The organism is Nocardia pneumoniae NBRC 100136 (assembly GCF_000308755.1).
In the GTDB taxonomy this organism is placed as follows: Bacteria; Actinomycetota; Actinomycetes; order Mycobacteriales; family Mycobacteriaceae; genus Nocardia; species Nocardia pneumoniae.
This window is the reverse complement of the sequence record NZ_BAGF01000152.1, coordinates 222,608-246,855: the sequence shown is the minus strand read 5'-3', so window position 1 is coordinate 246,855 and position 24,248 is coordinate 222,608. Positions and strand designations below refer to the sequence as shown.

1 protein-coding gene (cut by both window edges) is annotated in these 24,248 nt (G+C 66.6%); it reads right to left on the bottom strand.

All 24,248 nt of this window come from inside a single coding sequence — locus tag ON34_RS32865, alpha/beta hydrolase, on the bottom strand. Of the gene's 83,760 coding nucleotides, 21,038 precede the window and 38,474 follow it; the stretch shown corresponds to coding positions 21,039-45,286, spanning codon 7,013 (partial) through codon 15,096 (partial); reading right to left, the first codon wholly in view occupies window positions 24,245-24,247. Both codon boundaries (start and stop) fall beyond the window edges.

Sequence of the window (24,248 nt, the reverse complement as noted above, 5' to 3'; positions counted from 1 at the left end):
CAAGGTCTTTCGCAGCGGTTCCCGCAGGCACGACGACGACTTCGTGATCCGCGGTCCACGCGAGGCACAGTTGCACCGAGGCCACATCGGATCGAAGCATTCGTCGCAGCCCCTTGATACCGCCATGATCCGCGACGGCGTGGACCGCGATGCCCGGATTCGTACTGCCCGGCGCCATCGAGGGGCCCGGTTCACGATCCAAATTCGATTCCACGCCGTACTCAGCGAGAACACCACGCATTCGCCCGGGGTGGTCCGTAACCACGCCGACGACACCCAACTCCGCCAGTTCACGGGCTGCCACGGCACCGTTCACCGCGCGGCACACCACCGGTAGCCGCGCGCCGTGCCGCCGCCGCCCGAACCACTCGACCATTCTGCGAGCCGCGGCCTCGTTGTCGGCGATCACCATCGTCGCACCGCAAGCGCGCGCCGAGGCAGCAACGTCAGTCGGGATTATATCCGCGCGCGGGCGAATGGCACGGCCGACCGCCAGTCCAGGAATTGCCAAGGAACGCAGAGTTTCCGGCGTCTTGCTCTCCCAGCGATAGCGGATATCGTGTTTCGCCAGGACTGCCGCGCTGCGCACCGCGAATTCCCGAGCGAATTGCCCGCTTGGATAACCTTTCCAATCCTTGCCATTACAGCGCATTACGACCGCTTTGCCCCGACCGGAGACCTGCCGTCCGAATTCATCGAGGGACATCATTCCGGCCCGGCGGGCCTCTTCGACGGTCCCGTCCGCGATGGCGCGGCGTGTCGGAAGCTGCGCGGTGTCGCGGCAGTCCAGATGGGAAACCATCGGCACGCCTTCGATCATCCAGACATCGATACCGATGACATTGGCACCGGAGTTCACCGCGGCGGCAACCGTGCTCGGCGTCGCCATTGCCAGGTCGAATTGCACCTCGAATCTCGCCAGCCGCCCAGCTGCCACGGCCTTCGGAGACAGCTCCTCACGAGTATCCTCGGCTGTCTCCCCACGCCTCGCCGACGCGCTCGACACGTCTGCTTCATCGCTGGCCGTCGACAAGTTCTTCGCGGTAGCAACAAATTCCGGTCGCGAGAGGACGATCCCGTCCAGGCCGAGCGCCGACAAGACGTGGGTTTCCGCGGCGCTGTCCGCGGTCCCGATCACGCGCAGCTCGCGAATCTGCCTGGCCTGCAGCAGGAGCTCTCCGGTGAGCGACCGCTCATCGAACCGGATGTCGGTCGCACCGTGCGCCCGCGCGGTCTTCGGCAGATTCACCCGTTCGGCACCACCGATCCACTGCATGGCCTCCGGACCGCCGCCGAAATGGGCCACCTTCGCGCGAGCATCCCGAGCGACTTCGGAAACGGTCTCCAACAGCGGCCAGTACGAACTGCCCACTTCGTAGGCAACCCCCGTGCCGTGGATGTCCAGAACCGCCGCGCCGAGCACACCCCGCAGGCGCAGCAGAATGTCGCCGCGCCAGTGCGGTTCGGGATCGACACGAAGCGAGATGACCTTCCCGGCCCGTTCTGCCATTGCTGCCAGTTCCGACAACAACGGTAGTCCTTCGTCGACGCAGACCTGACCGGCCTTGTCCATGGTGACCGAGACCTCGACGACGGAAGCCTCCGACTCCATCGCCGCTTCCCACGTGTCCGCCCCTGCCCTGCAATAGATCTCGTGACCACGGCGCCGCTCCGATCCCCCCTCGCCGATCCGAGATTCGGCAGCGAGGCCCGACCACGTCCCGGCCAGGTCGTTCAGATGGGGGTCTCCGGGTTCGGCCGATGGCACCTGGATGCCGATCGAACCTTCGTCCGCTGTCGGTTCGGCACCTGTCGTGTCGTCGCCGGAAGACGGCTCGTCACCACTGTCGACCGGTATGTCCGACATCGCGGCCGACCCGCCGAGCATCGGAATGTCCCCGAGCGTTATGCCACCGGTTCCGGTCAACGCGGCCAGTTCGGCCACGGCATCGTCGGACAGCACGCCGCTACCGCTGTACCACTTCCGGTCCGCCCCCCGCACCGCCACGGGCGTCTCGCGCGAGGACATCGCCACGATCGCCTGCATCCGCTTCTTCGGCCCCAGCTCGCCGTCGGGACCGACGAACCGTACCGAGAACGCACCTTCGCGCCGCCACACCGCCGACCGGAAGTCCGGGTTGCGATCCAGTTCGGCGGCCACCAGCTGAGCCAGATCCGGGCGCTCCGACGACGACACGATCCACTCGCCGGCTTCGAGCCGGAAGCTCGGTACGCCCGATGTGTCCTTTTCCAAGTAGCCCGTGCCCCGCCTGGACCCGTCGTCGGCATCGGCGCCGTCTCCGATCTGACTTGCGGGCGCGTAATCCGGCCCTGCTGCGGCCGCCTCGGCCTCGACCGCTCGCCCCGCCGCAAACTCCGGCTCCTCGCTCGGCCTGGAAATTTCGGCGGACGACCACGAACCCTGGAGAGGATCGCCGAGCAGGTCGTTACCGGGCTCGCCTGCCGCGGTGAGAGTCAGGCCGGCGGCGTCTTCGCCGACAACGCGGATCTCCGGCATCGAACTGTCTCCCGCGCAGTGCCGGGCGTACGCGGTCACGGCGGCGACCGTCGTGCGCAGGGCACTGCCGTCCGCGCGGATGCGCCCGTGTCCGAATGCCGCGATCACCTGCACGCGACGGCCAGAGGCGGCCGCGCGCGCCTTGATTTCGGCTGCGGCGGAAAGGAATTCGTCCACATCGTCGATCAGCGAGCCTTCGCCGTGATAGACGACGATCAACTCCGGCTCTTGGTCGCCGAGTGCGGCCGTCAGCCAGCCGTGCTCCAGGTTCAGCGACAGCACGTCAGCATCGGCCACACCCGCCAACGCAGTGCGCACCGCTTCCGCCGCCGGGTCCGACCGCGACTCGAGCCACTCCGCGTGCTCCGCGCCGCGCACATCGAATGGCACGCCCCACGCCGCAGCGACAAGGCGGTCCGTGTGGTTGCGGTATCGGTGCCGCACCGACCGGCGGATCCGCTCCGACGCGTAGTCCCATCGCGTCGCGACATCGGCAGTGAGGGCCGCGGCCGATTCAGGATCGATCCCGTGTTCGAGCGAGACCCGCTCGAAGCACGCGTGCTGCATTTGCCTGATCAGTCCGCGTTCTCGCCTGCTGCCGGAATCCTCGAGGCCGCTGGTGATATCGGCGGTATCCCGCTCGGACGTCGCGGTGAACACCGCCACTTCCGGCATCGACTCGGTGAACCGGGCTGCGAGCTCCGCGGTTCCGACGAGGGTGATGCGCTCGGTGACCTCGGCCAGTGCGTCGGCGTCATTCAGTGCCTGCGCTGCGGCGTGATCGTGCACGACGAGGTTCTCGAATTCGGGCAGCGGGAGACCGGCGGACTCGGCGTCGGCTTCGAAGGCGGCCTGCATGCCCGCCAAGTCCGTGACCAGCCCCGACAGATCGGTGCTCAGGCGCACCACGACCACCGGTGCGCCGAAGGTGACCCTGGCGTTGCCGATACCGGCAGGCTCCTCTGCGTCCACGCGGTCCTGTGTTCCTGCCAATTCGCTGTAATGCTGACGCGCGTAGTCGAGCGTCGCGCGCAGCTCATCGACAGCCGCCGACGCCGCGATGTGCATCGCTACCCGCGCCGGCGCATTCGAACCGCCGACACTCAGATTTCCGAGCTGCACCTCGAGCACCCTCGGGAGTCCAGCGTCGGTCGGTGTGGCATCGACGTACCGTACGTATACCGGAACGCCTGAGGATTCTGCCCATTCGTCGATAGAGGACACCAGCGCTCCCGCGGGTGTCTCGTGACCCATGCGACGCAGGACAATACGGTTCGCCTCATCGCGCGCCTGATCGGGTATTCCGTCCAGACCGCGGATGAGGTCCCGGTACGCCCACGTCAGCCCGATCCGCGCTGCTCGGGCCAGCTCCGGTCCGAGTTCGTCATCCAGCGAGGCGTACCAGTCTCGGATGGCGGCGACTTCGTCGTACCGGTCGTCCAGGTCGTCGTACTGCGACTGTCGGCGCACACCGTCTACCCCGTCGGGCAACAGTGCCCAGGCGGCATCCGCGGCTTCTATCCGCGCCGACACACCTTCTCGTTCCCGACCGCGCCGACGGAGCAGCTCCGACACCTCGATAGCGGCGACCGAACCCGTGCTGTCGAACCATTCACCGTCCACCTGCACCAATGCGGGCTCATGACCGGACGAGTAGCCCACCGAAACGCGCAGCAGCGTCCCTTCGCGCTCAGATCCGTCGGCATCGATGTGGCGGTGCGTCACCTGTCCACGCCACGCCGCGAGCGCGAGTTCCGAGTCCTCGTCCAGCAGACGGGCCAACCGCTGAGCGAGATCGCCCTCGCCGTGCGAAACAACGACCAGCCGGCCGTTCTCGACCGATGCCCGTACCCCATTGGCCCGGTGCGAAATCTCCGACCCTTCGGGCACACGTTCGATCAGGGTTCGCAACAACCGGAAGCGCACTGCGTTCAAAGTCGGCGCATTCGCACGCACCTTCGGGTCACGTGCCACCGTCGTCGGCAATTCGCCCCGCAGGACAAGGCGCTCCGCCATGGACCGCAGTCCGAAGCGCTCGAGGTCGTGGAGCCAGTCCTCGACCAACCCCGGGTCGTGTGCCTGGATCGCCAGGGCGATATCTCCCAGTGCGGCCGCACCTGGCGGCAATGCGTGGGCCATCGCGGTGGCCGCGCCATAGATGCGCTGTTTCAGCGCTTCGGCCGTCAGTGTCTTGCCGTCGATTTCGACTTCAGCTGCGATCGCGGCGAATATCTCCTCGGTACGTGTCCCGGCTCGCCTGTGCTCGAGATACCGGCGGACGAGGTCTACATTCTCCGTGGGGATGGTCCGTGCGACCGCCTCGAAGGTGCCGGCATCACGATCGAGAACATCGGCCAGCTCGTCGAGATGCTCGCCACGAGCGGTTCGCCTCGTGACCACACGCGAGGCCAACTCGAGCAACATGCCGGTCGGAGTACTGCCCACCTCATTTGCCTTGATCCCGCCCTTGGGCCCGCCGCGCGCCCAGTCCGCCTCGATCCGTTCGGTGAGGAACTGACGGCGAAGGGGACCGAATCCCTCGACCACTTCGGCGAGCAGCAACCCGACGTGACGACGAGCCGCCTTGGCCAGAGCCAAAGCTTCCTCGGTCTGGGTGGACAGTCCGTCCAACGGCGACGTTTCTGCGCCCTCCACGATGGCCACACCGTCATCTGGGCGCACGCCCGGCTCCTCCGGCCGACCCATCCCGGCTATCCGGGCATCGGTGGGCGCGCTCATCTCGACATAGGTGACCGTCCGCCATTCGTCGTGTGCGAGGGTTTCGGCACTGACCTTCGATATGAACTCTCCCTGCGCCCCCTGCCTCGACATGTCGGTGAGGTCGGCAGTTACCGGCCATGAGCTGAACACCCCGAGTCGCAATACGGCACGCCCGTTTTCGTGTTTCACCACCATCGCCACGCTCGCTGACGTTCCGGTGTGCCGAACCGCCTCCTCGACCGCGGCGGAATACACCCGCACGGCTTCCTCTATCGCGGCCGTGCCGAAACCGAATTTGCGCAAGGTCGTGGTGAGCGTCGAGAGTTCGGCCGGCGTCCCGTCCGCGGTTCGTGCGGCCGCGAACTCCGCCCGCGTCCACACGTTCGATCGCCACGCGGCCGGTCGAGCAGGCCCCATTCTCGGCGGCGGAACCAAACCCACAGGGCCGAAAGATGGTTCAGGATTCCCGCGCTCCTGCTGCAACGCGTCCGCCACACGCCGACGAACCTCGACATCGACGCCGAACCCATCGCCGAGAATCGCGTTCAACTCGCGAACACCGACGCCCGCTCGATCCGCGAACCGCCGGTGCCGGTCCACCACCAGCGGTATTGCCTCCTTCTCCAGCCACGGGCGGAACTGCCTGTAACGCAACTGGTGCAGCCCCGCATCGCCCGACGCCGCGTAGAACTCGGACGACCGCCCCTTCGCGAGCGCCATCACCTCCGCCAGGGCCGCCTCGACCACCGGCCCCGCACCGAACTTCTTGGTGAGACTCGTTCGCACATCGAGCGCGTACACCGCAGGGAATACCGCGGATAGGCGGCTGAAGGCCTCGAGAACATCGCCCGGGAACCGAATCCCGGGGGACTTCCGGCGCCTCGGCAGTTCCAGCAATCCTTTCGCCTCGAGCAGGATCACCGCCGCGATGTCCTCCGGTGGCGTCCGCCGATAGGGATCGGTCCGCATTCCGTCGAGCAGATAGGCGTCGAGCGAGACCTCCGCCGACACCCCCGTGGCGCGAATCCCCGGGTACAGGCGCCGCGCCTCCCACAGCACCCGCGGTGCGTGATGCGGATTGCTCAGGTAGTGGACTTCCTCCACCGCCCCCTCACCGAGGATCGACTCGAGCTTCGCAAGGGATTTCGTGATGTTCTGGACCGAGTTGCGCGCCTCGGGTTCGTCGAAGATCCGGTCGGGATCGACCCCCATCTGTTCGAGAACCAGACGGAATCGAGCGGTTTCACCCTTGAATCCCGACAGCACCACGTAGGCATTCGACGATCCGATGTCACGGATCCAATTGGCGAGTACCGCCGCTGAGCCGAGATCGTCGCTGCCGGTCAGGACAATGACCTTGGGCTCGGGGAGAGAATCCGGCTCGGTGCCGGGTTCGGTCTCGGGGTCGGCACCGACCCGATCAGCAGAATCGGGCCCACCGCCCGCGTTGCGCCGGCCACCCGATTCACCGGCGATATCGCCGACGGGATTGCGTGCCGGGCCGCACAGGAATTCCCACACTGTGGTCAGGTCGGCCATCACCCGCTCGGCATCGGCCCGACCGTCCAGCTCCTGCAACCACGGCCGCAGGCCCTCCGGCCACGCCGCGAACGAGACTGCCTCCAGGTTGCCGCCGGTCTTCCCACCGATTGCGTCCGAGTCGCTTTCCCGAGTATCGGACGTGTTGTGCTCGCCATCGCGGTGCGCGCTGCGCGGGGAACCGTGGTCGGCACTTCCGAGGTCGGCCGCAAGCGCCTCGATCGCGGCCTGCTCGAAGGCCAGGTATCCCGCTGTGTCCAAACCGAATCCGACCTGGACGGCGACCGCCGAGACGCTGTGCGGACGCGGGCCGAAGCGCAGGAGCAGCGCGGTGCGCTGAGGTTCGGCGAGCTGCGCCAGTCCGGCATTGATCAGTTCGGTGTCGGTCTGTTCCAGGAGGCGATGTACCTCGGACCGATCGAGGCCGTGGTCCTCCTGAACAGCCTCCAGCAGACGCAGGCGACCATCGTCGGTCAGAGCGGTCGTTTCCGCGTCCCGGCGACCACTGGTGCCTCCGTCACCCAGACTTCCCATGTTGGTGAACAGGCCGTCGACCCGAGGCCCAGCGGCCTTTCGCGTCAGTGAGTTCCGGGCGGCGGATATTTCCTCCGCATCGGCTCGGCTGCCGTCATTGCGGTACCAGACGTCGCCGAGTCGGATCAGCACGGTGCGATCGTCGACCAGTATCTCCGCGTTCTCCACCAGGGTGCTCTGCAGCGCACCGACCCGATAGAAGTCGACCGGTACCCCCCAGGTCCAACCGGCACGCGCAGGAACACCGATCCCAGCGCCGATCCTGGCCAACAATCTCGCTTCCACCGCAGCCATCGCCCGGTCGGTGAGCGCAGCCACCACGACCTGGACCCGTTTCGCGTCGGATGTCGACGCCGAATCAACCTCGGATACTTCGGATTCCAGCACGATCACACGCGCGTCACGGCCTTCGCCGAGCAGTCCTACCCGATTCGAATACGGATGCGCCCACATGTCGAGGAGCAAACGTCTACCGATCTCGGATCCGGGGAGCTCCGCGGCAATCGGATCGGAGATGGTGATCGTGCCGTTGTCGTCGACCTGCCAGAACTCGATCGGCATCGTGTCCAAGGCCGCCGGACTCGCGCCGAGCCGTGCCATGGCCGCTGACACCGCCGCGCTCCGAGCGGACGAATCATCGGCCGGATCGACGAGCACCGCCAGTTTGCGCGCCACACCCGAAGCGACGAATCCTGCTTGCTCGGTAATGAACTCGGCGTTGGCGTCAACCATCGCACGTATCCCGAAGTGACGACGTGCGTCATATGCTCCCGAATCTGACTCGGCTACACCATCATTCACATGTGGAGCAGATCCGTGAGTGGCTTCCGGCTCCGGAGGCACGTCGAATGCCGCTACGAGCGCGTCGCCGATCGCGCGATCGAATGCCGCTTCGTCACCGGATACCGCGCCCAGCCGCGTCGCCTGCTCGATCGCCCAGCCAGAGCGCCGGACCGTGTCCGCCCACGATTCGGAGGCGGCGATCAGATCACCGAGAAGGGTGTGCCGATCCACCAGCGGCCGCAATGCCGCGGCAGACAGCACAGCTGGCATGTCGGTGAACGTCGCCGTGATCTCGGTCGAGACCGCCTCCCGTAGCTGGACCAGCGCACGGATGTCGTCCGGCCCGGGTACCGCGGCCGCATTCCCGAGGCCGAGTTCCGTCGTGAGGGCGGCGGCACGGGCGCGAGCCTGTTCGATTTCGCGGTGCACGTCGGCCAATGCGGAGAGCGCGGCGATCCTGGCCTCCGTGCGGTAGTACCCCTCGGCGCCTTCGATCCAGTTGTCGTGGGCCGTGATCAGCAGGTGCAGCCGCGCGATCGCGTCGTTTTCGCCGGCCGGGAGTCCGGCGAGTTGATCGCTGTACTCTTTGCGCATCCGACGCAGATCGACCAGGGGCGCACCGGGCGGGAAGTCCGCCGCGTCGCGACCGTGGCCGGTCAGCTGGGCGAGGAACCCCGCGCGCGCCGCCCTCGCTTCGCTCAGCGCGAGCTCCAGTTCGAGACCGAGCCCGTTGTCCGTGGCCACGGCGGAGTGCTCGGCGACCCAAGTCGCCAGATCGCCCATGGCCCGGTGCAGCACCGTGGCGACCTCGGACTCGGTGAGGCCGGTCGCTGCCGCCGTGCTCGTCACCGACTCGCCTGGGCCGGTCATCATCACGAGGACCTGTGCTTCCACCGGCGACAGGGTCTGCCGGCGCTGGTGCACAACCCGTGGCGTCGCGGCCGCGAGCTGGGACTCCCACCGCAGGAAGTTCGCCAGCTTGCGGTAGCCGCGGCGGTACCGTTCCTTGCCTTCGGAGCCGGCTCCGGCCGCCTCTGTCGTGCCGGTCGAACCCGCGTCGGACAGACGGGATTCGACGGCGTCGCGCTGCTCCGCCGGCAACACCGCCAGCCACCGCCGATACCGGTCATTGTCGTGCTCGCGAACGAATTCGGGCAGGTCCTGATCCGAGGCATCGCCGGTACGCGGTGGCGGGGCACCGTTCTCGACCGATGTGGCGGGCGCCGATACCTCAACGGCCGCTCCGGCAGCCGACGAGATGGCCTCGCGTGCCGCGCGCAGCTCGGCACGAATGCCGGCAAGCACCTGGCTCACCAGGATCTGCCGCAGCGCCAGTTCCTCGAGCGCACCGACAATCGCGACCTGCCGCCCAGCATCGCCCGAGGCCGCTTGCCCGATCCGCAGATTCCGGACGAGACGGGGCAACCTGTGGGGGTCGAGGTCAGCGGGGTCGACTGGGTACGGCAGTTTGGCGACGAGCTCGGTGATCTGCGTGGACAATGCGCCGAGCAGTCGCTCCGCCTTCGCGTAGCGGTCCGCGAGATCGGGCGGGTCGGATTCGGTCGGCCGGGTGTCGTCCGCTACCGGCACTTCCGCGGAGCGCTCTGAATCGCTGGCCTCAGCATGCGCACCGGTGGGCTCCTCCCCTCCGATTTCGACCTCGGTATCCTGGGCAGACTCCGGCGTTGGTAGCGGCACGGAATCGTCGTCCGTTCCGGCATCGATCGGCGAATCGCCGCCGCGGTGGGAATGGGTGGACCCCATCTCCGACGGTTCTTTCCTCGGATGCTCCCACGGCTTCCGCCGTCGCATCGGACCGTCGGAGATCGGGCGGTTGGTCCGCACCACGCCCTTGTCGTCACGCCATCGCCCGTCGGGGTCGAGCAGTACTGCCATCCCACCGAAGATCTGCGCGGTACGCGATTCCACCGCGGTGACCACGCCGTCGGCGTCGACTTCCCGCACGCACACCGGCATCTGACGCTTGCCGATGCCCGCGGCCGCGCCCGGCGAGGACAGTGCCGCGAATACCGCAGCGCGCCGGGTCTTCTCGCCGGAACCCGCCGGAACCAGCACCGCCAGCCCCCGCTCCGCACCGTCGGAGACGAATCCCGCCGTCGGAGTGACGAACTCCGCACCTGCCTCGGCCAATGCGCGCACCCCAGCGACAAGCTCGGGCGACGGACCGGCGGGACCTTCGAGCGAGTCCGAGGTGGGCTCGGCGGCGAGATCGAATTCGAACCACAGGTGGGTGCCAGTTCCATATTTGTCCACGGGTTCCGATCCGCTGCGGTCGGCGAACCCTGATGCGTGGGCAAAGTCGGCGTCGGCGAGTGTGCCACCGCGCCAGTCGAGTTCGACGCGAAGCACGGGGCCGTGTTCGCCGGGGACGATCTCGGCAGACCCTTGCCGCCGCACCGATTGGTCGCGGAGAAGCTCCGTCAACATGGTCGCCGCCATGACGACTCCGGCGTTGGCGGTGCCGTCGGCCACCAGTTGACCGAGCCAATCTGCCAACTGTTCCGATGTCACCGAGTCAGTGCGCCCGAGCCGCAGACCAACTCGCGAGGCGACGCCGTCACCGCTGTCCCGGTGATAGTTGTAGGACCACTCGAAGTCGTAGCCGGCGGACCACTGCCATCCCACGGAGTCGTCGTCGACTGCGGAACCGACCTGGATCTTGTTGGCCATGCCCCGCGGCGGCGATTCTCGCAGCCGGCCGAATACGGCGGGCATGCTCTGTACCCGGCCGCGCAGCGCGGCACGCAGCTCAGGTGGCAAATGGCCGGTCACGGCGTCGAGTTGTTCGCCGACGACCGCAACCAGCTCCGGGTCGGTCACCGGGACGGAGTGGTTCAGCTTCCAGTGGCGCGAGCCGTAAGCGGTCGCATCCAAGAATGTTTGGTGGTACTCCGCATGCGACACCCTGAGGTTTGTCTTCCCCGATGGGTCGTGGGTCGCCGCCACATCGCCAGTGACCCCGGTCAGCCCATGCCGGGTCAGTTCGGCTGCCACCTCGACAACCTGTGAATCGGGCCCGGGCAGCGTGCGTATCTTTGCCGCGGCCTCATCGACGCCGACGCCGTTCTGGACGTTGGCGCTAGTGCGCCACGCCCCGTCATCGGACCATTCCGTGTCCGGCTGCGAGAACAGCAATTCGACGTCCTCGTATTCGCCGAACGAACCCACCAGCTTCCTGAATCCCACCTCGGTGAACCCGAACTGGGATTCTGCAAATCTTCCGGTGAAGGTACTTCTCGCCGCGTCCTCCCGCGAGTGGTCGTTTTGCATCCCCGCGTTGAAACTGGCCAGATTGTCGGGAAGGTCTGGGCGCCAGAAAACGAGGAGAGCGCGCACCCACGGTCGTAATGCGGCCGCCATCTCCTCGAACATCTCCCGGCCAGTGGGTGTTGTACCCTCTTCTGCCACAATCATGTAGTCGAGAACTCCGTCGTGGCGTACCCTCGCGCGAATTCCCTTGAATTCTCCGTTCGTCCCGTACCGGTTCTCATAGGTCGCCAAGAAGTTGCCGGTGATGTCGTCGTAAGCCTCGAACCAGACAACGTCTTCTGCGACTCCACCGACGAGCCCGGCAGTCTCCATCGCAGCCGTCAGCTCAGCCACATCACTGCCGGACAGCCCCACCGCCGACATCTCCACCCGCAAACGGGTTGGCTCCGCGGAACTCTCCACCGCTACCGAGCAGTCCACACCACGCGAATCCACCAGCTCGGCCACGCGGGCCGCCAACGACACAGCGACCGCTACCTGTCGGCGATCAACCCACCCGGCCATCCGGCTTTCCACCAGCGACCCGACCTCGCGCGATGTCGTTGTGGTGTCACGCTCGACGACCGGGAGACTGTGCCCCCCAAAGGATTCACCGAATTCACGGTATTCATTGTCTTTGCGCTTGCCGACGAAGAATGTTCGAGTCAGCCCCATGGTGCGGTCCGGCCACTGGCCCGATACTTGAATCGACGACAAACCGAAATCCAGCCACGCTTCCAGCCACCGGTTCGCGTCCACCGACTGATCCGAGTCCTGCCAGCCTGCGAGCAACTCCCGCCACTGATCACGCAGCATCGCCTTTGTCGCTGCGGTCAATTTGGGCGTATCAGCGAACGGCTCCTTGGAGAATGTCATTTCGAGCCGGGCGTTATAGGCAGTCAGCTCGAGCATCGGCTCCGCCGAGGTGCCGTCCACGAGCGACATATCCCAACCCGCCATGTCACTGTGACGGCGGAACCTCAGGCGACCACCGGCACGCAAGGTTCCGGCGACCGCACCCACTACCGCCCGCCGGGTCGTTTCGTCCAAACGGTCGCCGAGCAACCCGGCGAGGTCTGTGCTCACCGCCTTGGCGGCGACCCCGTCGCCGGGGGCCACGCTCGCCTCGAATGCTCCCGCTTCGTAGGCCGACTCCACCAGCCCCGGGTTGTCCTCACCTCGCGCGGGCGGGAACACCGACTCCCGGTACTCGAACGGAAACTCGCGCTCCTGCTGGCGCAAGCTGCTGCGCAGCACCGTCGGCTCGACGTCCTCGAGATCGACGATCATGGTCACCGGACCATCCGCTGCATCGAAGGATCGGGCGGTGCGCTGCCGCCACGCGGCATGAGCTCCCGCGGCCATCGGCGTACCCGTCAACCAGGTCTTCAGGTGATCGTCGACAATCTTCATCCACCCGTCCGCACCGGCCCGCGCTTCGTACCGCAACCGGGAGACACCCGATTCGCCCGACACCTCCACAACGTGCACCGCGCCATTGCGCGTATTGACCACCTCGACCCGCAAACCCCAGCCATCGAGCTGCACCGCGACGTCGAAATCAGCGAGGTCCGGACGCCCCTCGGGGGTTTTCATCGCCCGAGACAGCGTCTTGGACACCAGCTCCGCGAGGTCCTCGTCATAGTGACGACGAATATCGGCGCCCTTGAATTTCCAGCCATCCAGCTGGGTGCGCAAATGATCGACGAACCTCTTGACATCGTCACGCTTGTCGATTGCGCCGAGATGGTCCTCCCGGAAGGAACCATCACGATGCCGCAGGACCGCCACAAGGCGGCGCACCTGGGTGGTGGATTGGTCGGCATCGACCAGCGCATCGGAGCCGGTCGACTCCCCGGCGACGTCTGTCGAACTTGCCAGCGGATCGTCAGCTACCTCGAAGCCGACTCCCTCGTCGTCCGGTTCCTCGAAGAGGATGCCCCACGGACCGCCGCCTGGCTCCGGCGCGACGAAGGGCATCTCATCGGTGCCGTCATCCACCGATGAGACAGCTTCGGCAGTGGGCGATCCGTCCGCATCCCGGTCCGATGTTCGACCGACATAACGTTGCCCGCTCCGCCGGTCGATCAGCACGGCGGTGATGTCGTCGGTCTCCCCCTTTTCCCGCCCCGCACGGACAAGAGCGTTCACGGCATCCTGGGCGGTCGCCGCGTTCCGCACGATCTGTGCGATCTCTTGGTCGCTCAGCTTCTTCGTCACGCCATCGCTGACCACCAGCAGTTCGGTGATCTCGTCCTCGCGAACGGATTTGCCGTCGTCATTACCGACGGAGTCGATGTACTGCGCGTCATTGGCCGGGATGCCGTCGCCGATGGATTTCAGGACAACGTTGCCCGCCCCGTGATCGCGCGTGAGCATTTCAACAATGCCGTCAGCGCCCAGTCCGTATACACGGCTGTCCCCGAGCCAGCCGACCGTCACCTCACCGGGTTCGGAGACGGCGATCGCGATCGTGGTACCCGGCGGATTCGGTTCATGGCCGTACAGCAACTCGTTGACGGTCTGCACGATCTTGTCGGCATCGGCGACGGCCTCTTTCATCGCCTGGTGCGCCGCCCTCCCACGGCCCAGCGCACGCACCAGGCTCGCTCGTGCGACCTGCGCTGCCAACTGTGCCGCGACATGTGCGCTGGTCGTCCCCCCGATGCCGTCGCACACCACACCGAGTTGCCACAGTGTGCCGTTCCGGTCGACCTCGTCGTACGCCCAGGCATCCTCGTTGTGCTTCTTGTGTTCGCGGCTACTGATCTCGGTGATCGCGGCCGACGATCCCGCGGCACCGAGCGGGACCGATGTCGAATCGGGGACGAGCGCCAACTCCAGATACCTGCGGACCGCACGCCGCAACCGCTGTACCGGGTCCGGATTGCCCTCGGCGAACGCGCGCGCCTGTTCGGCTGCGGTCATCCGGGTCGTGTCCGGGTCGAGGGCTGCCCGCAGCCTCGAGAGCACATCATCGGGGGCCGCCAGCAGATCATGGATAAAGAACTGCTCCGGGTCTTCGCCCAGCGCTTCCGCTGCCTGCCGAACCTCGTTCTCCCAGGCAGCTCTCTCGGCCTGCGCACTATCGTCCTCGGCAGCGGGTTCCGCGGAGACGGCCTCGTACGTTCGCCACGCCCGTTCGTCGGTTTCCGTCGGCCACAGCGCCGTCGTCACCTGAATGCCGGTGCGGTTCAGAACCAGCTCAGCGGTCTGGCCGTGGACCTCACCGTCGCCGTTCTCGAGCTGCATGTCCAATCTGAATTGCAGGTCACCGCGGTCCGCCTCGTTCAGGCCGAACAGCACCGGGCTGCTGGCCAACTGGCCTGCCAGGTCGATCAGGTCCTGACTGTCCTCACCGGTCCAGGCGCTGTCCCAGGGCAGCCTCAGCTTCAACGAGAGTTCCCTGCCCTCGAAGCCCACCCGCAACGCCATATTGTTGTCGGCGTCCCTGGTATTCACTTGGAAGACGGGACCGGTCGCAGCTTCCTGCACTATGACGAATACCCGGCCGCCGTGCGCGTTCAGCGCGTATTCGGCTACCGTCCGCGCCATTTCGATCTTACGCGAGTCCAGACCCCACCTGGACAGCACGCGAACCAGCGGACCGTCGACATCGGCATCACCCACGTCGGAGACCCGCACACGCCGGATCTGCTCATCCACGTCCATCGTCGAGCCGGGTTCGGCGGCTGGAAATCGACCAGGGTCGCCCACTTCACCCGGCTGCACCGCGGAATCGTAGGGACGCGCACCTGTCACCGAAAGCTTTGCCGGACCATCAGGTTCGCCCGCCGGACCGTCCGGACGATGCCCACTCCCATCATGACTGCGCCGATAGGGAGCCCGCCCAGACAGATCACCCACGCGCCGACGACGCGGGACATCGACAGAACCCATATCCGACAACAAAACCCGCACCGTATAACGCAGACCACCATCGACCCCGGTCACGTCAGCACCATCGCGCAACACCCGCGCCCGCCGCTGCACCGCACCCAACTCATCGACGTGAATCACCAACGCCGGACCATCGGCGGTGTCGATCACCGAAAGTACAACGCCCAGATCGACACGGGCATCAAAGCACTCCAACATTTGCAGCACCCGCCGAGCCGCCGCCTGAACCTCGGCCGGGTCGGTTCCAGTCGGCAAAGCCTGAGCAGCATAGTCGCGCAGACGGTTCGACGTGGGCATGGTGCCGGCCGCGCGCACAAACTCCACATGCTGGTTATCGGGATCGTTGCCCTCCGCTCCCGGCCGACCCACCACCTCGTCTTGCGGTGTGATGTCGCTGTCGGTGGGCCCGGCCGGTTCAGCGGCCAAGCCGTCCGAGCTGGCTGTCTCGTCAGCGGGTGCGGCGTCGATTTGCGGATTCGCCTGCTCCGCATCGCGACCCCTCTGCCACTCACGGAGTTCCGACACCGCGTTGCGGAGGTCGGGTGCGGCGTAGGGATCTGCGAGTTGGCTTACGTAACGCTCGCATTCGGACAGGAACCGGTCGACGCCCGCAACGAGCTCGGCGTCGACGAGACCGGCCTCGCGCAACGCCTTCAGCAGCTCGATGAACCGTCTGATCGGTGCATTCACCGCAACCCTCATTGCCAGAGTGGGTTCATCACCTTGTTCCACACGGCGAGCGGTTCGCACCAACAGCCACCCCGGATGCGCCTGGACATCACGCAGCAGGTTCTGCGCGATGTCCAGGGCACGCAGGACAGCCGTATGCGCGTCCTCGGCTCCATAGGCAGTAAGAGATTTCGCGGACCACAGCACCGCTGCTGACGCGTCCAGCATCCGCACAACCGGGTTCGGGTCCTCGCCGGATTCGAGGACCTCACCACGCGGGTAGGAATAGCCGCCATCGAGCCGAACTTCCGCGTGGGCGACCTCGGCCCAATCCTGGTGGTAGACGCGCTCGACGCGGTAGCCAAGCCACTGGTACTCCGGGAATCCTGAGTCCTCGGTGAACACCCCGAGCCGCCACACCGGCACCCGGTCACCGTAGACCAAGCGTGTCACCACGCCGACACGCTTGTTCCCGTGGCCCAGCGCCCCATTGATGAGCGGCCGGAAGGCACGCCATGCTGACTCAACGGCCGAAGGAGGGAAACCGACCGCCCGCAACTGATCTCCGATGCGCCACACTGTCCACATCTTCTTCGCACCGAAGAACCCCGGGTCCGCCGGCAGCGTGTGCTCCATGCGCAGTTCATGACTGCCACGGCTATTCGTCGGTTCCAGTGCGGGACGGGTGTTCGGCATTCCGCCGAGCTTGTCGACAACGGGCTGTTCAGCGATCAACTTCGTAAGCGAGTCGGGAACAACATTCGCGTCCAGGCTCCAGAACGGATAACAGAGTCCGGCGACGCCGCGACGGACCAGATTACGCGTCTGACCAGCGTTGAACGGATTCACGCCGATCACCGACTCCTGGCCGAACGCCACACTCGTGTCGTTACTCAACGCTGCGTTCTGTTCGACCAGCACCATGCCGACGCGCGCCTTGCTTCGGGCCTCGGCAGTCTTCAGATCGGTGTTGATAAGGAAGGTGGCCAATCGCACGTCCCGGACGAACTTGCGGACTCGCTTCGCTGTACGGGCATCGCGGACCGTGAAGTGGTACTCGACTCCGGATCGCTCCAACACCGACAACGTCATGCGCAGCGCGTCGTCGTTGAGCTCGTCGGGACACACAAGAAGCGTGACTTCCTGCTCTCGCGCCAGGCGTGCCGCGTGCGCAACCGGGAATGCCCCGGTGTCGATGAAGGCCGTTCCGGTGCTGAAGCGGTTCTCACCGAGGACCGGAATACCCTCCACCGCAGTGGTACTGATCATGACGGTAGTGGCGCCCGATTCCAGCGCCCGCACGAAGGACTTCGCCGTATCGCCAGCCGGGTACATCAGGTCCAGTGACGCCACCGGCGCTACCGAACGCGACCCTGGTACGGGAATCGGCATGTCCGGCAACAAGTCCGGGTTCAACGTCTGAACGTCGAGCCCGAGTGCCATCATGCGTGCGGCGTCCTCGGGGCGATCCGCACGCACGACCAGCGGTCGATCCTTGAATTCGAGCAAGAACTTGGCGGTGACGTCCGCGCTGTCCACCGACAGCGTTTTGTACCCGGTCACGCCTCGACCAGGAAACCGACCTCCCCGAGGCACCGTCAGTTCTTCGGAAGTCCACTTCAGTACGTCGATGGAGGTCCCGTTCCATCGCACGTGCGGTACGTGCTTCAGCACCTTCAGGTCTGCGCTCGACCAACGGTGCGGAACGTCCGCCATTCGATCGCTGAGGTCACGGACGAATCGTCGGATCTGATCATCGCTCAGACCGGCAGTCACCATGTCCAGCACGACTTCTCCGCGCCAACCAGAATCGCCGATCACCGCGAGCGCCTCGGTCAACGTGAAGCAGCCCTGGTTGCCCAGGTCGAAAAGAGTTTCGTTCGATGTCGCGGTGACGGTTTCGGGAACGACGACGACCTCCCGGTCCGCCAGAGCAATGAACTCGCGGTCCGCGGTCCAGCCAACGCGCAATCGCACCTTGTCGACGCCTTCGCGCAGCACCCGGCGTAAACCTTCGACGCCGTCGCTGTCACCGACTGCCGTCACCGATACCGGATACGACTTCGGCGGCATCGACCGCGTCCCGGCCAACCCGCTCACCGAGGGCGGTTGGGAGCCATGGTCGGTGAGAATCACCGCCATCCGGTTCGGCGCGGACGTCGTGACACCCGAGAGGCCGTAGCGGATCATCCCGCGCGCGACATCCGGACTGTTGACCTTGTCGGCGATCACGGTGATCCCCAGCTCGCCGGCTTCACGTACGAAACGCGCGGTGGCGCGGTCAGGCAACACGGTGATGGTGGTGAATCCGGCTCCCCGCACGGAACTCAGCGGAATGTCGTCGGCGTCGAACCACTGCAAGCCCAACGGCGTCGCGGGATCGCGGGAAATCCACCGTGCCGCATCCATCGACAGGTGGCCGAACTCGAAGCGGCGGGCAATCCCGTAGCGGGACAGAATCGCCTCCGCGCCCAGCACGGCGTTGCGGGCATGCTCGGTCTGTCCGTACAGCCCCATTTGGTCATCGAGCCGCAGTACCAACCCCACGGGCCAGCCTGCGGCCCGGCGCGCCAGCTCATCCAACGACATCAGCCCGAACAAGCGAGCGTGTCCGTGCTGCCGTGGCAGGTCGCCGAATCCGCCGTCCACACGCACCATCGGCACGCCTTCGACCCACACCAAGTTTGCCTCAATGGCGTTCGCGCCGGATTGCAGCGCTCGCTCCACCCCGGCGGCAGTGGTCGCGTCCAGTCGAGTCTGCACCTCAGGCGCAGGCCAGGGCGGCGTGGTCGGGGCCGTAGCGTGCCCCCGTCCGATGTGGGCCGCACGACGCTCGTCCACCGCCCGTGCGGCTTCGTCGAGGTCTGTGGAGACGATGCCGTCCACACCGAGATCCAACGCGCGCGCGATATTCGCTGCCCCGCTGGTGCGCGCGATCGCCCGCACGTTCGGCCGGTGCATCGCCTGCCACACCTGCTCGCCGTCGATCACCTGGTTCACGGTGAACTCGAAGGCCCGCGGCGTGCCCGGCGCGAGCTCTTCGGCGGCGCCGAGCAGCGCCCAATCGTCGGCGACGAACTCGGCGATCGGTGCAATTCCGTCCATCGCCAGGACGCACGCACCCACCATGGCTCGGGCCCGGGCGGCATCCATTCCGGCCTGGTCGGCGACGATGCGTACCGACAGGGCGACCTCGCAGCGGTTGGCGTGCGAGGCGACCTCCGCCAGGGAGGTCTTCGTGCCTGCCAGGAACGCTCGACCGAGGTGGTCGACACTCACATCGACCAGCACCGCACGTGGGCCGGTGCGAGTGATCGTGTTCTGGTATGGACCTGGACCAACCAACCCTCGGACCGTAACGAGATCAGAGTCGGCCGGCGTACGATACTCGGCTAGTGCCAACCGAAGATATCGTGCGGCTTCACCTTCCGCGAGCCTGGACAGTTCCTCGCCGACCAACTCGATCCAGTGCGCAAAGTCGGGAGCGACGTCCCGGTGGTCGTCCAGCACCGTCTGGAAGACAGCGACGGCGTGGGACACGTTCGCCTTGTCACGAGACCGCAGACGCGTCAGCGCCTGGCGAAGTTCCGCCACGGACTCCGAGCTCGCAGGGCCGCTGTGCTGCGCCAGGACACGTACGAGCGAAGCCACCGTTTCGTCTGCGTCGGGATCGGGGGGATCGGTGAGCTGGAACTCGAAACGAGCCCCGCCGGTTCCACGGATCCACAGCGTCCGGCCGTTGTCGTAGCGGTATTCGGCGGTAATCCGCACCCAGTGATCGGGATCGGTGCCGTTGCCGACGCTGGCATCGAGCGCCGCCCGGGGGTCACGGTTGTCGATACTCAGCCCGCCCCCGGCCAGGAGATCAAGCCCTCGATTCGCCACGGCAACCCGCCCACGTCCCGCTGTCCCACCGCTCATGGACACAGCGCGGTGAACCAACGCTCCATTCGACGAGGCGTCGGTGTCCATCGTGCAGGAGAGCCAAGCCAGCCCCTCACTGTCACGTAGTGTGATCTCCAGCAAGCCCGGACGCGTGCTGGCAAGCGTGACCACACCACCGCCGACCTTCGCCATCGCAGTCTCCAGCAGCGGCAGCATCCAGTCCGCCTCACCCGCGACGCCGTCGAGACCGGCCAGATATTCGCGCACCGACGTCACGGTGCTCGTATCGTCGGGATGCACGCGGAACAGGCCATGCTCGGCGCACCAGCCGCGATAGGACGCGAGCCCCTGCCGGAGCAGATCGGCGGCGGGCGACGACTCGCCGGCCAGCCGAGTCAGCTGATCACCGAGCTGTTCGAACCAGTGCGTCAATATCGGCATGGGCGGCAGCTCAGAGTGTTGGTCGGCCAACTCATCGCAGAACGCCTGAACCGCCGATTCCAGCTCGACGGGATCGGCGAACCGCACGGCGCTCAACTGCGAAACCGCTGCCTTCATGGTGGTCACACTCAGAACAGACAGATCCAGAGATACCGGCTCCGGGAAATTGCCGGCCGGATCCCCATCGCCCGCCATTCGGTTCGCGTCCGATTCCGACCGCGAGTCATCGGGCTCCGGATAGCGCGAGTAGGGGCCAGGTCCGATCAATCCGCTCCCGAGAGAGCCGAGTCCGTCAGGCAACGCCCGGCGTCGGAGAGCCTCAAAGCTGTCGAAATGGGACGCGGTGTCGCTACTCGCTGCGGGGACGCGAGGGAAGGCGCTGTCGTCATTTTCATGATAATCCCACGAGCGCTCTTGCTGCCCCTGCACAAAGAGGTGGATCCGGGTAACTCCGTCGTACTGGCCGATCCGCACAATCACGTCCGGCGCCGCATCGTCGGTGTCCAGCTGGGTCAGCGCGTGCAGCAGCCGCTCGCGCAGGTCCGCGCGCTGGTTGGCACGCAGATCCCCGAGTCCACGGGCCAGGACGCGGTCGGCGTACTGTCCGAATCCCTCACCGGCGAAACGCAATTCCACCCACGGTTGGCGGATTCCGTCACTTTCGACCGGATCGTTCCACTTCAGAAGCGCGACGAACCTGTCTATCGGTGTCTCACCGGATTCGGATGCGACGTGCAGCGCACCGACCGACGCGTCGAGTTCGGCCACGGTCGCTTCGAGTGCCTCGACCTCGCCCGGCCCCGCCAGCTGCTCGATGCGCTGGTACAGGTCGAACAGCAGGTCGAATTCTCCCTTGTCGTCCTGACCGAGCCCACGAAGGACACGCGCCCATTCCCGCGCGGTCAGCATCTCTCGGCCTGCCTCGGACAGGTCGAAGTTCTCCGCTAGCCACCGGCCGAACCGCGCGGCTCGCGCGTTGGCTGCGATGAGTGGCCCGGCGACATCGTCGAGTAGCCACTTGTCCGGGTTGATCCCGGGGCCGAGCCGGTCGATTCCGCGCCCGGCACGATGGAACACCTCGGCCACAGTAGCTTCGGCGGCACGGCCATCGCCCATCGCAGCCCGAGCTCGCCGCGCGATTTCCGCGGCGTACTTGCCGCGCAACTCGGCGATCACGCCGGGGCCGTCCGAGCGGTCGGCGATCAGCGGCGCCGGGACGATCTTCGCGAAATATAGTACGGAGTCGGCAGTTTCGTCTTCATGCACCAGATCGATGCCGTGCGGCTCCGGCCCGTCCGTGCCGTCGACGATGTCCATCCGGAGTTCGTCGCCGACGCTACCGTCCGTCACCACGCGCACCACTGCCGTCGCACCGGCGCCGAACCCGACCGTCCTGGCCCGAAGGTCGGCCGCAGAGGTGAAGACTTCGACCTCGTCAGTCTTCAGCAATACCCTGAGTACCCGCAGCTCGTCATCCAGGCGGCGATACTCGGCCCCGAGACGCGCTATTTCGTCGACGACCTCCTGCTCGCGCAGATCGAGGTTCCGCAGCCGCAGACTCCGTACGGCGGCGTCGACATCGTCGGGGGTCGTCCCGGGATCCCGCCACGACGACAGTGATGCCGCCAGTTCGTACACACGGTAGATCACCGCGTCGCGCTGCTCGCGCCGTTGCCGGAACAGGCGCATTCCGGGGGTATCACTGTCCGTCGGCACCGACTCCGAAATTGCGTCCCTCGAACGTGATTCGAGAACTTGTGCCGCTCGGTAGCGGACGCGCAGTCCGAGTTCGCGCAGCTGCGCTTGCTGCGTGCCCGCTGCCCGGTGTTCATCGCCGCGGGCCTCGTCGCCTGCGTCGTCGGTGTCCTCGACCGCCCCTCGCTGTCCGACCGGTTCCGCTACGCCGAGCCGTGCCGCAACCGCCGCCGTGAGCGCCGCCACGGCGTCGGACACCTCGGTGGAGCGCGTCCGCCGACGAGTCCCGAGCAGATCTGTCAAGCGTGCCGCGTACACCCGGGCTTTCGAATCCTGTTGCGCCGCCGCCGCATCGCGATGCCGTAGCGCCGTCTCGGTCAGCGCCGCCATCTCGGACATGCGCGTCTGGCCAAAGACGAGGTCTTCGATCGAGCGGAGCTCCGATTCGATGGCCGCGATTCGCTGCTCACGTTCCGGATTCGGCTCCCCCACAAGGTCTTCCGCGATGTGGTCGGCGACCCGAGTCAGTTGCCCGTGTTCCGACACAAGTTGCGCATAGAGCGCCGCGACCTCCGGCCCCATGGCTGGATCGCCGTCGGCGGCCGGAACGCCGTCCTGCATCGCGACGGCAGGAAGTTCCGTGAGTTGTCCCGCGCAGTAAGCGGTCTGCCAGGCGGCAACGGCCACGGCCGGTACCCGCCACAGCAGATCCCCTACGGCCTTGCCCGCCGTGCCTTCGGTACCCGCGTCTCGAACCTGCACAGTCGAGGTCGCCGCCGCGGCGACCGACAGCGCGAGCCGATCCGGGTCGACATCGAGCGGCGGAGGGCCGGGAAGATGCTTCATCGACACGGCCAGCTCGGCGCTGCCTCGATACTGTGCCGCTACCGCCGCCGCATACCCTTCCGGAATGGCCTGCGCATCCTCGCCGGTGAGCCAGCGCCGAGCCTCCGGATCCAGCGGCAATGCGGCGAGCCCCTCGGCTTCGGAATCGGTGAGCCGATAGATCAGCGCAGCGGTCGCCAACTCATCGATCCCCGGTTCACCCGCAGCCGGGGCGACTAACCGATCTTCTGATGGAGCCATCATGCGCGCGCGAATATCCGGCAGCACGGAAATGATCCGATCCGGCGCCAAATCCGCTGGATCGATCCACACCGACAGGTTCGCGGCCTTCTCCCTGATATCCCCTGCTGCTGCCTCCCGCAAAGCATCCACCGCCGCGAAGGCTCGAACCAGTTCCGCGGGAACCGAGCCCGGCGCCTCGTGCGCGATCCGACCGGCGAGTTCGGCCAACCGAGTCGATCGCCGCACCTGGTGGGCGGACTCGAATACCGCCAGCTTGTACTGCCGGATCAGGTCGAGATACCGCTGCGTGAACTCGTCGTCACGTCCGGGGAGGAGTCCGTGCTCAAGGGCGGGCAGCACATCGAAGCGCGCCCCGTCCGAGAAGCCGCTATCCGGCTGCCATGCCGCCAACACCTCCGCATCGGCGCCCATCGCCGCCAGAGTGGCGTGGATCTCGGCGCCCAGGTCGACGATCGCGGCATCGGCGCGCGCGGCCGCGGCCACCGCTCGGGCACGCAGGGCCGCAATTGGGGACAACAGCCCGCGGTCATGCGCCGGAACCACCTCATCGCCTGGGCCACGCCACAATCCGCGCGGATCCTTTTGGTAGGCCCCGCGGGATACCGACACATCCGCGTTGCCCTCTGTGACTTCGCCGTCAGGTCCGACGATCAGGGTGTAACGCACCTGGCCGTCCGGGTCGACGAGGTGGGTGTGTAGTTCGCGGCCATTCGCGCCGTTGTCTACGTAAGCGATGATCTCACTGTCCGGGGCGGCGCCTTCGAGGGCTGCGCGGAGGCGCCGCGCCACCGGTGTCGCGATCGTGCCGCCGAGCGGGTCGGCGGCGTCCGGGTCGCCGAACCGGCCCGCGGCCACCCACTTTCGGAGTTCGTCCACCGCGTTGTCGATAGCGGTGGTGTCGGCGGACAGGCGCACGCCGAACCAGCCGCTCTCCCCCAACGGATCCGGCAGGCAGTCGAACCGGAGCGTGCCGTCGTCGGGGAATTGCTGGGTCAGCACGGGCACGTCCAGACTCAGGGTTCGTGTCGTGACCATCCGGATGTCGGCGTGGGCGAGCCGGCCCCGACGCTGTTCCCAGCGTCTCGCCGCTCGTTCGCGATCGCCATCGGGTAGGCCGGATAGCGTTTCCGCGGCGAGGTATTCGGCCACCGTGTCGAATTCGACGGTGTCACCTCGGGCCACGGTCGATTCCACTCGGAGGGTC